We start from the raw sequence: 14,924 nt of genomic DNA, 5'->3' as shown, positions 1-14,924 counted from the left end.
GCATGGTGCAGACGATCCGGTTCCACGAGACCGGCGGGCCCGAGGTGCTGCGCTACGAGGACCTCCCGGTCCGTGCCCCCGGTCCGGGTGAGGTGCGGATCCGGGTCGACGCGATCGGGCTCAACCGCGCTGAGGTCAACTTCCGGCGCGGGACCTACCTCGAACGGCCCGTGCTCCCGGCCGGCCTGGGCACCGAGGCCTCCGGCGAGGTGCTGGAGGTCGGGCCCGGCGTGGAGCGCTGGGCGGCCGGGGACGCCGTGAGCGTGGTGCCGGCGTTCTCCCAGAACGACTACCCGGTGTACGCCGAGGAGGCGATCGTGCCGGCGGCGGCGCTCGTCGCCCGCCCCGAGGGCATGGACGCGGTCACCGGCGCCGCGATCTGGATGCCCTACGTCACCGTCTACGGGATGGTGCAGGAGATCGTCCGGGTCCGGCCGGGAGACCACGTGCTCGTCACGGCCGCTGCCAACAGCATCGGCATGGCCGCGCTGCAGGTCGTGCGCCATCTCGGCGCGATCCCGATCGCCACCACCCCGCGCGGCGACCAGCGGGCCGCCCTGCTCGACGCCGGAGCCGCCACGGTCGTCGTCACCGGCGCCCACGACGACCCCGATGGCGCCGCCGACATCCCGGCGGCCGTCCGCGCCACTACCGGCGGCCGCGGCGCCGACCTGGTGCTCGACGCGGTCGGCGGACCGCAGGTGGCGCAGCTCGTGGCCGCGTGCGCTCCCGGCGCCACGGTGATCGTGCACGGCGGCCTGTCCGGGCAGCCGACGCCCCTGCCGGGCGGCGGGTACGCGCCGGTGTGGCTGCGCCGGTACCGCGTCTTCGAGATCACCGCCGACCCGGCCGCGCTGCGCCGCGCCGAACATTTCATCCGCTCGGGCCTCGCCACGGGAGCGTTCGCGCCCGTCGTCGACCGCATCTTCGACTTCGACGACGTCGCCGCCGCGCACCGCTACGTCGACTCGCCCGAGCGTGGCCCGGGCAAACCGGTCATCCGGCTCCAACGCCCCTCTCGCTGAGCACGGCGGCCCGGCATCGGCGACGCTGTCCGGTACCACCGGGCGGCAGGCCCCGGGTCAGGAGGGACGATGTCTCGACCGCTTCCCGTCGCGCTGGTCCAGGCCTCTCCCCACCGGATCGACGAGCCGTGGGGTGCGTTCGGCACCGAGGTGTCGGAGCTGGTCGCCGACCTGCCGGCGACCCGGCTGGTGGTCTACCCGGAGCTGCACCTGCACGGTGCGGACGGGCCGGTCGAGGAGCGGAACCGGCGACTCGCCGACGCCGCCGTCCGCCTCGACGACCCCCGCCTGAAGGAGCTCGGTGAGCTCGCCGGGGACCTGGGCATCTGGCTGGTTCCGGGGAGCCTGTGCGAACGCGGTGCCGACGGGAACCTCTACAACACCGTCGTGGTCCTCTCGCCCGCCGGGGAGCTCGTGGCGCACTACCGCAAGATCTTTCCGTGGCGGCCCTACGAGCCCTACCACCCCGGCGACCGGTTCGTGACCTTCGAGCTCGACGACCTCGGCCGGGTCGGGCTGTCCATCTGTTACGACGCGTGGTTCCCCGAACTCACCCGGCACCTGGCGTGGATGGGCGCCGAGGTCGTCGTCAACGTCGTGAAGACCACCACCGCCGACCGGGCGCAGGAGCTCGTGCTGGCCCGCGCCAACGCGATCGTCAACCAGGTCTTCATGGTCAGCGTCAACGCCGCGGCCCCGGTGGGCGTCGGGCAGAGCCTGGTGGTCGACCCCGAGGGCCTGGTACGGGTGGCCGCGCCGAGCGAGGCGCCCACGGTCCTGACCGACGTGCTGGACCTCGACCACGTCGCGCGCGCCCGGCAGTTCGGGACGGCCGGGCTGAACCGGATGTGGGACCAGTTCCGTCCCGGCGACGAGCCGGTGGCGCTGCCGCTGTACGAGGGCCGGATCGACCCGGCCAGGTGGGGCACGGGCCCCGACGACCGGCCCGGCTGACACCCACCCGCTCTCCCGAGACGGCCGACAACCCCCGGAGGATCAGGCATGGCCTCGTCACCAACGCTCGTGCGGGCACTGACGTTGCGGTCGGTCGTGCTCTTCGGCCTCGCCTACATGACCCCGCTGATCGTGCTGGGGATCTTCGGCGTGATCGCGTCCGCGACCGGTGGCGCCTCGGCGTCGGCGTACCTGCTCGCGCTCGTCGCCATGATCTTCACGGCGCTGAGCTACGGGAAGATGGCCGCCGCCTTCCCGGTCGCCGGCTCGGCCTACACCTACGTGCGCCGCACCGTCGACTCGCGGGTCGGGTTCCTCGTCGGGTGGGCGGTCCTGCTGGACTACCTCTTCCTGCCGATGGTGATCTGGCTGATCGGCGGGTCGTACCTGCAGGCCCAGTTCCCGGCGGTGCCGTTCTGGGTGTGGATCATCGCGTTCATCGCGATCACCACCGTGCTCAACGTGGTCGGCGTGCGGGTTGCCGAGAAGGCCAACTACCTGCTGATGGCGTTCCAGGTGCTGGTCGTGGTGATCTTCGTGGCCCTGTCGATCGCGCACGTCGCCGGGCTGGGCGGGGCGCCGGCGGTGTTCGACGCGGGGCCGTTCTGGAACGACTCCGCCTCGGTCGCCGGGATCGCGGGCGGCGCCGCGATCGCCGCGTACTCGTTCCTGGGCTTCGACGCGGTCACCACCCTCACCGAGGAGACGGTCGACCCCCGCAGAACCATCCCGCGGGCCATCCTGCTCGTCGCGCTCATCGGCGGCGTGGTCTTCATCGTCGTCAGCTACGCGGCGCAACTGGTGCGGCCGGGAGGGGTGTTCGACACCCCCGACGCCGAGTCCTCCGCGGCGTTCACCCTCGCCCGCGACATCGGCGGGACGCTGTTCTCCTCGATCTTCCTCGCCGGCCTGGTGCTCGCCCAGTTCGCGTCCGGCCTCGCCGCGCAGGCCGGGGCGTCCCGCCTGATGTACGCGATGGGCCGCGACTCGGTGCTGCCCCACCGCGTCTTCGGCTACCTGCAGCCCCGGTTCCGCACCCCGGCGCTGTGCATCGCCCTCACCGCGCTGGTCGGGCTGATCGCCCTCACGATCGACGTCGCCACCTCCACGTCGTTCATCAACTTCGGGGCGTTCACAGCTTTCACGATGGTGAACGTCTCCGTGGTGGCGTACTACCTCCGGCAGCGCAGGCAGGGCGTCACGCTCAACCCGGCCACGTACGTCGTGCTGCCCGTCCTCGGGGCGCTGGTGGACCTCTACCTGCTGACCCGGCTCGACAGCACCGCCATCGAGCTCGGGCTGGCCTGGCTGGCGCTGGGCGTGGTCTACCTCGCCGTGCTCACGAAGGGCTTCCGGGTGGCTCCCCCCGAGGTGGAGTTCACCGAGGACGTGGACACCGATTCCCCGGCCCGCACCTCCCGCTGACCGCGAGCATCCGCGTGGTGACGCGGGTCACGTGCCGGTCATGAACCGGACGGAAGATCACGGAGTCTCCTCCTGTGGGCGGATTGTGATGTCCGCCGACGGGAGAGGTGGACATGGCTCGGATTGTCGTACTGGGCGGGGCAATGACCGGCCTCGCCACTGCAGCGCTGCTCGGCCGCGACGGGCACGACGTCACGGTGCTGGAGCGCGACGTGGCGGAGCCGAAGGGTGATGCGGACGAGCTGTGGCGCACGTGGGAGCGGCCGGGCGTCAGCCAGTTCCGGCTTCCCCACATCATGCTGGGCGCCTGGAACAAGGTGATGGAAGAGGATCTCCCCGAGGTCCTCGACGAGGTGGTGCGGCTGGGCTGCAGCCACGTCAACACGATCGCGACACAGCCGGACACCCTCACCGGCGGCACCCGCCCGGGTGACGAGGAGCTGCGCAACCTGATAGGTCGCCGCCCGGTCGTGGAGGCGGCGCTGGCGACGGTCGCGGCGCGCACGCCGGGCGTGACGATCCGGCGCGGGACGAAGGCCGAATCGCTCGTGGCCACCGCGGGAGCCGACGGAGTTCCGCAGGTCGGGGGCGTGGTGACCCAGGACGGCGAGGTGCTGACGGCCGACCTCGTGGTCGACGCGATGGGTCGTAACACCACACTCGACCGGATGCTCGACGCGATCGGAGCGACGGGACCCGAGGTGCAGGCGGAAGACCTCGGTTTCGTCTACTACTGTCGGCACTTCCGTAACAACGAGCCTCGGACGATGCCCGTGGTGGGCGCGGTCATCCCCTACGAGGGCATGACGCTGCTCGTCATCCCCGCCGACGCCGACACCTACTGCCTGGTCTTCTCGGTGGCGAGCAACGACCACGAGATGCGCGACCTGCGGGAGATCGACGCCTGGGAACGCGCGCTGGCCCTCTTCCCGAACTTCTCGCCGGTGCGTGCGGTGTCCACACCGATCACCGACATCCAGGTGATGAACGGTGGCGGCGACCGGCGCCGGTCCCTCCTCGTAGACGGCGCACCGGTGGTGACCGGGCTGGTCGCCGTGGGCGACTCCGCCGTCAGGACCAACCCCCTGCTGGGGCGCGGCGCGTCGACGGGCCTCGTGCAGGCGCGCACGCTGCGCGACGTGCTCCGGGAGGTGGCACCCGATCGGCCCGACGTTCTGGCGCTCCGCTTCGGGGAGGCGGTTGATGCGACCGTCGGCCCGATGTACCGGTTCACGCTCGACCAGGATCAGCACCGGATGGCCGAGGTCCAGGCGGAGATCGCCGGCAGGCCCTACCCGCCCGCCGGCGCGGGCTGGCGACTCCAGCGGGCTCTCCAGATGATGTTCTCGCAGGACCCTGACGCGCTGCGCGCCCTCTTCCGGGCGGCCCACCGCATCGAGGCTTTCGACACCGGCACCCTGCCGGACACGCTGCGCGCCAAGATCGAGGAGCTCGAGGTCGACCGGCCCGTCTACCCGCCGGGCGGCCCGACCCGAACTCAGCTGCTGGCCGCCGTCGCCGGGCGGCCCGCGCAGAGCGCCCCGGCGTAGCGGTCACGGCCGACGGCACCCGCCGTCGCCCGGGGCAGCGGTTCAGCTGCCCTGGGCGAACGGCACGAGCAGCTCGTGTTCCAGCAGGTGGCGCAGGATGAACTCGTGTGACGTCGCGAGGTGCATGCGGGTCAGCTCGGCGGCCGCGGCGGCGTCGCCCACCCGGACCGCGTCGAGGATCTGCCGGTGCTCGTCGTGCAGATGGTCGACCTTGCCGATCACGCCGACGTGGAGGTACAGGTAGCGGTCGGTGAGCCGCCTGAGGTGCTCGGTCAGCTCGATCATCCGCGGCCGGTCGGCGCAGGTGTAGACGTGCTCGTGGAACCGGGCGTTGGCGTCGAGCCACTCTGCCGGTGACGGGTCGGCCTCCATCACCTCGACCAGCGCCGCCATCTGCGCGATCTGGGCCCGGCCGACGTTGGGCACGGCCAGCCGGGTGAGCACCGGCTCGACGGCCTCCCGCAGCTCGTAGAGCTCCTGCAGCTCCGCGATCGACAGCTCCCGCACGACGGACGTGGTCGGGCCGAGATCGACCAGTCCCTCGCTCGCCAGCACCTGCAGCGCGTCGCGGGCCGGCATCCGGCTGACGTCGTACTCCGCCGCGAGCCGGGCCTGCGACAGCACGGTGCCTGGCTTCAGGTCACCGCTCAGAACCCGGCGACGCAGATCGCGCGTGATCCGCCCTGCAGCCGACTCGGCCGCCATATGACCCTCCTGCCGTCCCGCGGCCAGTATGCACTTCGGGCGCAAATCCTCAAGATCCGCGTGCTCCTGTGCCCCTTGTCACCCCGTCGGCACCGAGCTAGCGTCAACCCGTATACCGATAACGGCAAGGCGTATACGAGTTGAGGAGTTCGACGATGACCATCACCGCTCCGTCTACCGCGGACACGGACCCGCTCGGGGGTCTGCCGACCGGGTTACGCATCGGAGGCCGCGTCGTGGACGGGCGCGCCGCACCGATCCCCGTCACGAACCCGGCCACCGGCGAGGTCTTCGCCCACGTGGCGGGCGCCAGCGAAGAGGACATCGACGACGCCGTCCGCGTCGCGGACCGGACCTTCCGCTCCGGCGTGTGGCGCGATCTGCCGATCCAGGAGCGCGCCCGCCTGGTCAACCGGTTCGCCGACGGCATCGAGGCCCGGATGACCGAGCTCTACCGGCTCGAGACGATGAACAACGGCCGGCCCATCACGGAGACCAAGGCCCAGATCACACGGCTCGCGGAGTGGTACCGGTACAACGCGGCCCTGCTGCTGGCCGACCGCGGCTCGGTGGTCCCGCTGCGCGGTGACTACCACGCGTACACCAGCCGGTTCCCGCTCGGCGTGGTCGGGATCCTGTCCTCCTTCAACCACCCGATGATGATCGCGTCGAAGAGCCTCGCTCCCGCGCTCGCCACCGGCAACACCGTGGTCCTCAAGCCGTCCGAGCAGACGCCGCTCACCGCACTGCTGCTGGGCCAGATCGCCCAGGAGGCCGGGATCCCCGACGGCGTCCTCAACGTGGCGCCCGGGCTCGGCCCGACCGCCGGTGCGGCACTGACCGAGCACCCGCTGGTCAAGAAGGCCGTCTTCACCGGCGGCACCGAGCCCGGCCGGGCGATCGCGCTCGCCACGGCCAAGCGGTTCGCCAAGGCGACGCTGGAGCTCGGCGGCAAGTCCCCCGTCCTGATCTTCGACGACACGCCCATCGACGTGGCGGCCCGCGGAGCAGCGTTCGGTGGCTTCATCGGGGCCGGCCAGACCTGCATCGCCGGCAGCAGGCTGCTGATCCAGCGCAGCATCTACGACCAGGTCGTGGAGGCGCTGTCGCAGGTCGCCCGGTCGATCCGCATCGGCGACCCCGCCCTGGAGAGCACCCAGCTCGGGCCGGTCATCTCGAAGCGGGCGCAGGACCGGATCCTCAACTACGTCGAGATCGGCCGCTCCGAGGGCGCCAGGGTGGCCGCGGGTGGCCGCGCCGCCGAGGTGCCCGGCCTGCCCGGCGGGTTCTTCATCGAGCCCACCGTGCTCGCCGACGTCACCAACGACATGCGGGTGGCCCGCGAGGAGATCTTCGGGCCGGTCGTCGTGGCCATCCCCTTCGACGACGAGGAGCACGCCGTCACCCTGGCCAACGACTCGCCGTTCGGGCTGGGTTCCTCGGTGTGGACGCGGGACGTCGCGCGGGCCCACCGGGTGGCCGGACGGCTCGAGATGGGCATGGTCTGGATCAACGACCACCACCGCCTCGACCCGTCCTCCCCGTGGGGCGGCCTGCGCGAGAGTGGGGTCGGCCGCGAGGGCGGGTGGGAGTCCTTCAACGACTTCACCCATGTCCGCGCGATCACCGTGCGGACGGCCCCGGACGACGTCGACTGGTACGGCGGCGTCGCCACGGAAAGGCTCAACTGATGTCCGGTCTCACCATCTCCTCCCCGGCCGAAGGCGTCGTGGAGGTGGAGCTGGACAACGGCACCGACAACCTCCTGACCATCGCGATGTGCGAGGAGCTCACCGAGCTTCTGCTGCACCCCCCGGCTGGGGCGCACGTGCTCCGGCTGTGGGCCAACGGCCCGGCGTTCTGTCTCGGGCGCGAGCGGGCCGGCACCACGCCTGCCGCCCTGCACGCCGAGACGCAGGTACTGGTGGGTCTGCAGCGCGCGCTGCGCAGGACCCCGCTGGTGACCGTCGCCGAGGTGCAGGGGGACGCCGCCGGTTTCGGCGTCGGCCTCCTCGCGGCGTGCGACGTCGCGGTCGCGGCGGCGGAGGCGCGGTTCTGGTTCCCCGAGATCGGCATCGGACTGGCGCCTGCCCTGGTGCTGGCCTGGCTGCCCAAGGTCGTCGGTGAGCGGCAGGCGTTCTGGCTCACCGCCACCGGCGAGAAGATCACCGCCGCGCGCGCCGCCGAGCTCGGCCTGCTCAACGCCGTGGTCAGCGGCCCCGACGACCTGTCGAAGGACGTCGACGAGCGCGTGGCCGCACTGCGCGAACGCGATCCCCGCCTGCACACCGAGATCCGGGAGATGTTGCAGGCCGGCCGGGGCCTCGACGAGGACCAGGCCCTCGAACTGAGCGTCGACCGGTTGGTCGTCGGCTCGCTGCGCCGCCTCGGCCAGCTCCCCGGCACCACCTGACCCCCGTAGGGCTTGGCAAAGGAGCCGATGTTGCGAGTAGTTGACCACGGCGCGCGCACCTGGCGTCATGAGATCAGCCGTTACCAGTGGGCCGTCCTGGTCGCCACCACCATGGGGTGGGCGCTGGACGGCTTCGATTCCAGCCTCTTCACCCAGGTCGCCGGGCCGGCGACCACCGACCTGCTCGGTCATGCGTCCTCGTTCTACAGCGGCGTGGCTGTCACCGTGTTCCTGTTCGGCTGGGCGGTGGGCGCGGTGGCGTTCGGCGCGCTGGCCGACTACGTCGGGCGCGTCCGGGTGCTGATGATCGGCGTACTGACGTACTCCGTGTTCACCGCGCTGGCGACGCTGTCCGGAGAGTTCTGGCAGTTCGCGGTGCTGCGCTTCGTCGCCGGGATCGGTTCCGGGGTGGAGCTGCCGATCGGCGCCGCGCTCGTCGCCGAGGCGTGGAACAACCGCCACCGCGCCAAGGCCAGCGGGATCATGATGTCCGGACTGGCGATCGGCTCGTTCCTCGCCGCGATCGTCTACAACTTCGTCGGCGGCTTCGGCTGGCGGATCACGCTGGCCTTCGGCATCGTCCCGGCGCTGCTGGTGCTGTTCATCCGCAGCCACGTGCACGAGCCCGACTCGACAGCGCAGGTGAAGGCCGCCCGCGCGGTGCGCAAGCAGGAGCGGGCGGCGGGCGCGCACAAGATCGCGGCCGACCGGTTCGTCCTCACCCAGCTGTTCACGCCGCCGATGCTGCGGCGCACGTTGCCCTGCACGATCATCTGCATTGGCGCGTTGTTCGCCTTCTGGGGCGTCACCACGTGGACCCCGCAGATCGTCCGGGTCGTGGTGGGCGAGCACGGCGTCACCGGGAACGCCGCGGTGAGCTACGTGTCGTGGGCCGTGGCCATGCTCAACCTCGGCGGCCTGCTCGGGTACGCCAGCTGGGGCTTCATCGCCGACAAGATCGGGCGCAAGCCCACGTTCGCGATGAGCCTGGTGATCGGCATCGTCGCGGTCGGCGTGCTCTACCCGTTCGGCACGACCTTCACGACCTACATGTGGCTGCTGCCCTTCGTCGGCTTCGGGGTCTTCGGTGTCCTCTCGGGCAGCGCCGTGTTCTTCCCCGAGCTGTTCGGGGCGTCGGTGCGGGCCTCGGCGCTCGCCGTCACCAACAGCATCGGCCGGCTGTTCACCGCGGCGGGCCCACTGCTCGCCGGCGTCATCGCGACGCAGTGGTTCCACGGCAGCCTGGCCCTGGCCACCACCGCGGTGTCCGGGCTGATCGTCATCTCGTTCATCGGCCTGGCGTTCACGCCCGAGACTCACGGCCGGTTCCTCTACAACGACGACCCCACGACCTCGGTCGACGGGCGGGTCGCCGCGAACATCGTCAACGAAGGAATACGACCATGAAGACCATCGATCACTGGATAGGCGGCAAGCCGACCGCAGGCACCGCGCAGCGCACCGGCGCCGTGTTCAACCCGGCAACGGGACGCCAGCAGGCCGAGGTCGCACTCGCCGACGGCAGCGACGTCGACCTCGCCGTGCAGGCGGCGTCCGAGGCGTTCGTCTCGTGGTCGCAGACCTCGCTGAGCAAGCGGACCGCCATCCTGTTCGCCTTCCGCGAGCTGGTCCGCGCCCACACCGACGAGCTCGCCGAGCTCATCACCGCGGAGCACGGCAAGGTGCTCTCCGACGCCCGTGGCGAGGTACAGCGGGGCCTCGAGGTCGTCGAGTTCGCGTGCGGGATCCCGCAGCTGCTCAAGGGCGAGTTCTCCGACCAGGTCTCCACCGGCATCGACAGCTTCTCGTTCCGCCAGCCGCTCGGGGTGGTCGCGGGGATCACGCCGTTCAACTTCCCGGTGATGGTCCCGATGTGGATGAACCCCATCGCCATCGCCTGCGGCAACACGTTCGTGCTCAAGCCGAGCGAGCGGGTGCCGTCGGCGTCCGTGCTCCTCGCCGAGCTGTGGGCCGAGGCCGGGCTCCCCGACGGCGTCTTCAACGTGGTGCACGGCGACAAGGTGGCGGTCGACGCGCTGCTCGACCACCCGGACGTCGCTGCGGTGTCCTTCGTCGGCTCCACCCCCATCGCCCGCTACGTGCACGAGCGGGCGACCCGCGCCGGCAAGCGCGTGCAGGCTCTCGGCGGGGCGAAGAACCACGCCGTGGTGCTCCCGGACGCCGACATCGACTTCGCCGCCGAGCACCTGTCCGCGGCGGGCTTCGGCTCCGCGGGCCAGCGCTGCATGGCGATCTCGGCGGCGGTGGCCGTCGGCAGCGCGGCCGACGCCCTCATCGAGGCGCTGCGGGCGAAAGCCACCGCGGTGCAGGTGGGTCCGGGCGTCGAACCGTCCAGCGAGATGGGTCCGGTGATCACCCAGGAGGCCAAGGACCGCATCATCGGGTACGTGACGTCGGCGGAGAGCCAGGGCGCCACCCTCGTGGTCGACGGCCGGGCGATCGAGGGCGACGCCCTGCAGGACGGCTACTTCGTCGGGCCCACCGTGGTCGACCACGTGACGCCCGAGATGGACGTCTACCGCAACGAGGTCTTCGGCCCGGTGCTGGTGGTGCTGCGCGCCGAGACCCTCGACGAGGCGATCGCGCTGATCAACGCCAACCCCTTCGGCAACGGCACCTCCGTCTTCACCGGCAGCGGGCAGGCCGCGCGCCGGTTCCAGCGTGAGGTGACCGTCGGCATGATCGGGATCAACGTGCCGATCCCCGTGCCCATGGCCTACTACTCGTTCGGGGGCTGGAAGGACTCGCTGTTCGGCGACATGCACGTGCACGGCGCGGAGGGCGTCCGGTTCTACACCCGGGCCAAGGTCGTCACGTCCCGCTGGCCGCAGGCCGACACGAGCAGGGGCGCGAGCTACAGCTTCCCCACCTCCAGCTGAACGGAGCCCGTCCCGGTGGCGGACTGCTCTGCCGGGGGATGGCAGGACTCCCTGTTCGACTCCCGGGCCACCACCTCGACCCGACCGCCGCGACCGCACCGTGAGCGTCCTGCGTTCCGCTGAGCTGGTCGGGCGCGACGCGGAGTGGCAGTCGGGGCTGGCCGCGCTCGCACACCTGGCGCAGGGGCAGGGCGGCCTGCTGGTGCTGGCCGGGGAGGCCGGGATCGGCAAGTCCCGGCTGGCCGCCGACCTGGCGGAGCGGGCCGCGGAGCGCGGCGTGGCTGTACTGCGCGGGCGCGCCGTCCCCGGCGGTGGGGCGCAGGCCTACCGTCCCCTCGCCGGGGCCGCCTCGCAGGCACTGCGGCACCAGGCCGCTCGACCAGGCCGGCCGTCCTGACGCGGCCTTCTCCGCAGCGCTCGTCGCGGACTTCGGCCGGCAGGACTGGCGTCGCGAGATCCGGCGGATCACCCTGCCCACCCTCGTCATCGCCAGCCGCGAGAGCCCCCTGCCGTGGGCCGGTTCCCGCTGGGTCGCCGACCACATCCCGGGGGCTCGGCTGGAGCTCGTCGAGGGCGCCGACGGCGGCTCGCACATGCTCATCGTCGAGGCGGACAAGCGCGTGGCCGAACTGCTGGCGACGTTCCTCGCCGAGTGGTCCTCCGGGTCGGCGTCACCGCCGCCGGCCGGCGGCCGCGTCGTCCAGCGCCGGGGCCAGGAAGAGGACAGCGACGACGAGGGCACCGGCGCAGGCCAGGGCGAGCCGGTACCCGAACGCCGCGGCGAGCGGGCCGACGAGAACCGGCCCGACGAGGAACCCGAGATAGCCGCAGGTGGCGATGGCCGAGACGGCGCGGCCCGGGTTGTCCGGCTGCTTCCGCGCGGCGCTGCTCCAGGCCAGGGGAACGATCGCGGCGAGGCCGAGCCCGACCACGCCGAACCCGAGGACACCCACCCCGGCCACCGGGACCGCGATGACCAGCCCGAAGCCCAGCAGGGCGACGAGCGTCGCCCCGCGCATGACGACGACGATCCCGATCCGCCCGCTGAGCCGGTCGGCCACGAGCCGGACCGCGATCATGGCGATCGAGAAGGCGAAGAAGCCGAGGGACGCAACGGCGTGCGACGCGTCGGTGACGGTGGTGAGGTAGACCGCGCTCCAGTCGTTGACGGTGCCTTCGGCGAGGAACCCGCAGAACACGATGACCCCCACCGGGATCAGGCCCCTGCCCGGCAGCGCGAAGGGCGACTCCCCCTGACCCTGGTCCGGTCCCGCCAGGAATCCCCGGGTGGTGGCGGCCAGCGCGACCAGCAGCAGGACCGCGCCCGCGACGGGGAAGTGCGCAGCCACCGGCACCCGCTGGGCGGCCAGTACTGCCGCGGCCCCGGAGCCCACGAGCCCCCCGATGTTCCAGAACGCGTGAAAACTCGCGAAGATCGGCCGTCCATAGGCCTGCTCCACCCGGGCCGCGTGGGCGTTCATCGAGACGTCGAGCAGGCTGTTGCCGATCCCCAGCACCACCAGCGCCGCGACGAACCCCTCCAGGTTCGGGGCGAAGGCGACGAGCGGCAGGCCGACGCACAGGATCGTCGCTCCGACGAGGGCTCCCGCGCGGCTGCCGATCATGGTGATCAGCGGTCCGGCAGCGAGCAGGGTGACGACGGAACCGGCGGCCAGCCCGAAGAGGCCCACCGCGAGCCCCCCGGGACCCAGCCCGAGGTCCGCCTGCACGGCCGGCACGCGGGCCGCCCACGTCGCGAAGGCGGCACCACAGGCGGCGAAGACCACCGAGACGCCGACCCGAGCCCGGCGCGGTTCGGCTGTCACCGGTGAAACGATAGTGATCAGCACTCGCCGTCGGAGCGGGGCGGTACCCCGGCCCTCACCCGCGAGTCGCCCGCTTCGGCCCCGCGAGTCGCCCGCTTCGCGCGCGCGAGTCGCCCGTTCCCGACCCGCGAGTCGCCCGCTCCGGACCCGCGAGTCGCCCGTTCCGGGCCCTCCCCACCGAGGCGCTGACCGATTCGCGCCCCCTGCGACTACTAGTCTCTTCGGCGTGATTGCTGCCGGTGCGTCCAGTCAGGCCGACCTCGACCTCGTCGTCTGGGGAGCCACCGGGTTCACGGGCCGGCTCGTCGCCGAACGCCTGGTGAGCCACGGCCAGGATCTCCGGTGGGCGCTCGCCGGGCGGGACCTGGAGGCGTTGCACCGCCTGCGCGAGAAGATCGGTGCTCCTGCGGACACCCCGCTCCTCGTCGCCGACGCCCACGACGCCGAGTCCCTGCGCGCCCTCGTGTCGCGCACCCGCGTGGTGCTCAGCACCGTCGGCCCCTTCCTCCGGCACGGCTCGCTGCTGGTCGAACTGTGCGCGGCGAGCGGCACCGACTACGTCGACATCAACGGCGAGCCACTCTGGGTCCGCGACATGATCGACCGCTTCGAGTCCGACGCCCGCCGTACCGGCGCCCGGATCGTCTTCTCCTGCGGGTTCGACTCACTGCCCTTCGAACTGGGCGTGCACGTGCTGGAGACGCAGGCGCGGAAGCGGTGGGACGCCCCGCTCCCCCGGGTGAGCGGCCGGATCGCCTTCACCGACGTCGGCGGGTTCACCGCAGGTACCATCTCCACCCTCGTCGCGTCCGCCGATGCGGCGCGGGCCGACCACGTGACCGGCGCGCTGGCGGCCGACCCGTTCCTGCTGACAGGCGGCTTCCGGGGGCCGCAGCAGCCGCGGCCGACCGGGCCCGAGTTCGACGACCGGCTGGGGATGTGGGCGGCACCCTGGGTGATGGCCCCGATCAACGAGGCCAACCTGCACCGCTCGAACGCGTTGCAGGGGCACGCCTGGGGCGAGGACTTCACCTACGACGAGATGATGCTCGCCGGTCCGGGAGACGCGGGACGGGAGATCGCCGAGGGGATCACGGCGGTGATGGCGGCGATCGTGGCACCTCGGGTGGCCGGCGCGCCTGCGATCGACCAGGCCGGTCCGGTGGTCGGCGGAGCGCCCTCCTTCAAGATCCTGGTGCTCGGCACTGACGCCGACGGGCACCGGATGACGGCCACCGTCTCCGGGGAGGGCAACCCTTGCTCCGACGCGGCCGCCGCGATGGCCCTCGAAGCCGCCCGCTGCGTGCTCCACGACCTCCCCGACGCACCGGGTGGACTGTGGACCCCCGGAGCACTCGCCCCGGTCCAGATCGCCGCCCGGCTGATCGAGAACGACGTGCTGACCTTCTCCGCGTTCGCCCGCTGAGGAACGTCACCGCCGCTGCGCCGGGCCGAGCGCCTCATTCCGAGGCGGCCTCGGCGAGGAGCGCTCGACGGGCGGCGTCGCGCAGCCATTCCTCGGCCTTGGGATAGGACCACCCGTTGTCGTCGACCAGGGTGAAGAACCCGGCGTACCCGAAGTAGAACCACAGGATGTCCAACGCCTCCTCGACGGTCAGCCCGTCGCGGAGGGCGCCGAGGTCGGCGAGGCGCTGTGCCGCGAGCAAGGTGCCGTCGCGGTAGCGGGCCGTGCCCGTGGCGAGGCCTTCCGCCGCCGTGGCGTCATGGGGGGCTGCCGCAATGACGAGGCGCATGATGTCGCCGTAGTCCTGGCGCATGCTCCTGGTCAGCGCGGCGAGGAAACTCAGGAGCTCCTCCGCGTCGTCGAGCTTCGCGATCTCCGCGCGGGCCTCGGCGACCACAGGCGCGTCGGACCACTCGTCGACGAGCGTCCTGAGCAACCCCTGCTTGCCGCCGGTGACGGCGTAGACCGTGGCAGGCGCGACGCGGGCGGTGGCCGCGATCTCGTCCACCTTCGTCGCGAAGTAGCCCTTCTCGCTGAAGAGCGTGCGCGCCGCAGCGACGATCGCGCGTCTGGTCGTCTCGGCGTACTCCGCCCGGCGAGTCACCCGGCCGGGGCGGGCACTGCCGGTCGACTGCGTCACGGGCCGTACCTTACCGCTCTT

General features: G+C 72.0%; 13 protein-coding genes. 10 read left to right on the top strand and 3 right to left on the bottom strand.

Going from position 1 to position 14,924, the window contains the following annotated elements; genetic code table 11:
• Window positions 1-2: 2 nt before the first annotated feature.
• The 4 genes from HF577_RS13815 (at window position 3) to HF577_RS13800 (ending at window position 4,954) form a co-directional block, all read left to right on the top strand.
• On the top strand, window positions 3-1,025 hold the full coding sequence (locus tag HF577_RS13815) for a zinc-dependent alcohol dehydrogenase family protein (protein WP_169396229.1): 1,023 nt from the start codon (window positions 3-5) through the stop codon (window positions 1,023-1,025).
• 69 nt (window positions 1,026-1,094) lie between these two features.
• Complete coding sequence (locus HF577_RS13810; RefSeq protein ID WP_169396228.1) at window positions 1,095-1,979, top strand: carbon-nitrogen hydrolase family protein; 885 nt, start codon at window positions 1,095-1,097, stop codon at window positions 1,977-1,979.
• A gap of 48 nt (window positions 1,980-2,027) precedes the next feature.
• Entirely contained in the window at window positions 2,028-3,404 is a 1,377-nt protein-coding gene (locus HF577_RS13805) for an APC family permease (protein ID WP_169396227.1), read from the top strand.
• Between the two features lie 113 nt (window positions 3,405-3,517).
• Window positions 3,518-4,954 (top strand): FAD-dependent oxidoreductase, encoded by a 1,437-nt coding sequence (locus HF577_RS13800; RefSeq protein ID WP_169396226.1) that lies wholly within the window; start codon window positions 3,518-3,520, stop codon window positions 4,952-4,954.
• A 42-nt stretch (window positions 4,955-4,996) separates the two neighbouring features.
• On the opposite strand, the gene HF577_RS13795 is transcribed toward HF577_RS13800, so the two are convergent.
• Window positions 4,997-5,659, bottom strand: a complete 663-nt coding sequence (locus HF577_RS13795; protein ID WP_169396225.1) for a GntR family transcriptional regulator — start codon at window positions 5,657-5,659, stop codon at window positions 4,997-4,999.
• Between the two features lie 155 nt (window positions 5,660-5,814).
• On the opposite strand from HF577_RS13795, the gene HF577_RS13790 reads away from it, so the two are divergent.
• The 5 genes from HF577_RS13790 to HF577_RS13770 all read left to right on the top strand — a co-directional run bounded on the left by HF577_RS13790 (window position 5,815) and on the right by HF577_RS13770 (window position 11,369).
• Window positions 5,815-7,350 (top strand): aldehyde dehydrogenase, encoded by a 1,536-nt coding sequence (locus HF577_RS13790; RefSeq protein WP_169396224.1) that lies wholly within the window; start codon window positions 5,815-5,817, stop codon window positions 7,348-7,350.
• Window positions 7,350-8,072, top strand: a complete 723-nt coding sequence (locus HF577_RS13785) for an enoyl-CoA hydratase/isomerase family protein (protein ID WP_211174239.1) — start codon at window positions 7,350-7,352, stop codon at window positions 8,070-8,072. The genes HF577_RS13790 and HF577_RS13785 overlap by 1 nt, the downstream gene beginning before the upstream one ends.
• Window positions 8,073-8,099: 27 nt before the next feature.
• Window positions 8,100-9,479, top strand: coding sequence for an MFS transporter (locus HF577_RS13780; protein WP_169396223.1), 1,380 nt, complete (start codon window positions 8,100-8,102; stop codon window positions 9,477-9,479).
• Window positions 9,476-10,972: a CoA-acylating methylmalonate-semialdehyde dehydrogenase gene (locus tag HF577_RS13775; RefSeq protein ID WP_169396222.1), complete on the top strand. Its 1,497-nt coding sequence runs from the start codon at window positions 9,476-9,478 to the stop codon at window positions 10,970-10,972. Before HF577_RS13780 ends, HF577_RS13775 begins: the two co-directional genes overlap by 4 nt.
• Before the next feature lie 100 nt (window positions 10,973-11,072).
• A complete protein-coding gene (locus HF577_RS13770) occupies window positions 11,073-11,369 on the top strand; it encodes an AAA family ATPase (RefSeq protein ID WP_169396221.1) in 297 nt (98 codons plus the stop codon).
• A gap of 274 nt (window positions 11,370-11,643) precedes the next feature.
• On the opposite strand, the gene HF577_RS13765 is transcribed toward HF577_RS13770, so the two are convergent.
• Window positions 11,644-12,798, bottom strand: a complete 1,155-nt coding sequence (locus HF577_RS13765) for an MFS transporter (RefSeq protein WP_169396220.1) — start codon at window positions 12,796-12,798, stop codon at window positions 11,644-11,646.
• Between the two features lie 226 nt (window positions 12,799-13,024).
• On the opposite strand from HF577_RS13765, the gene HF577_RS13760 reads away from it, so the two are divergent.
• Entirely contained in the window at window positions 13,025-14,224 is a 1,200-nt protein-coding gene (locus tag HF577_RS13760) for a saccharopine dehydrogenase family protein (RefSeq protein ID WP_211174238.1), read from the top strand.
• Between the two features lie 34 nt (window positions 14,225-14,258).
• Here the strand turns inward: HF577_RS13760 and HF577_RS13755 are convergent, their stop codons facing one another.
• Window positions 14,259-14,903 carry a TetR/AcrR family transcriptional regulator gene (locus tag HF577_RS13755; protein WP_312859123.1) on the bottom strand — a complete coding sequence of 215 codons (645 nt, stop codon included), beginning with the start codon at window positions 14,901-14,903 and terminating at the stop codon, window positions 14,259-14,261.
• Between the last annotated feature and the right edge of the window lie 21 nt (window positions 14,904-14,924).

Source organism: Pseudonocardia xinjiangensis (assembly GCF_012911925.1).
Lineage (GTDB): Bacteria > Actinomycetota > Actinomycetes > Mycobacteriales > Pseudonocardiaceae > Pseudonocardia > Pseudonocardia xinjiangensis.
Note: the sequence above shows the minus strand (reverse complement) of the source record. Positions and strands in the feature narration are given on the sequence as shown.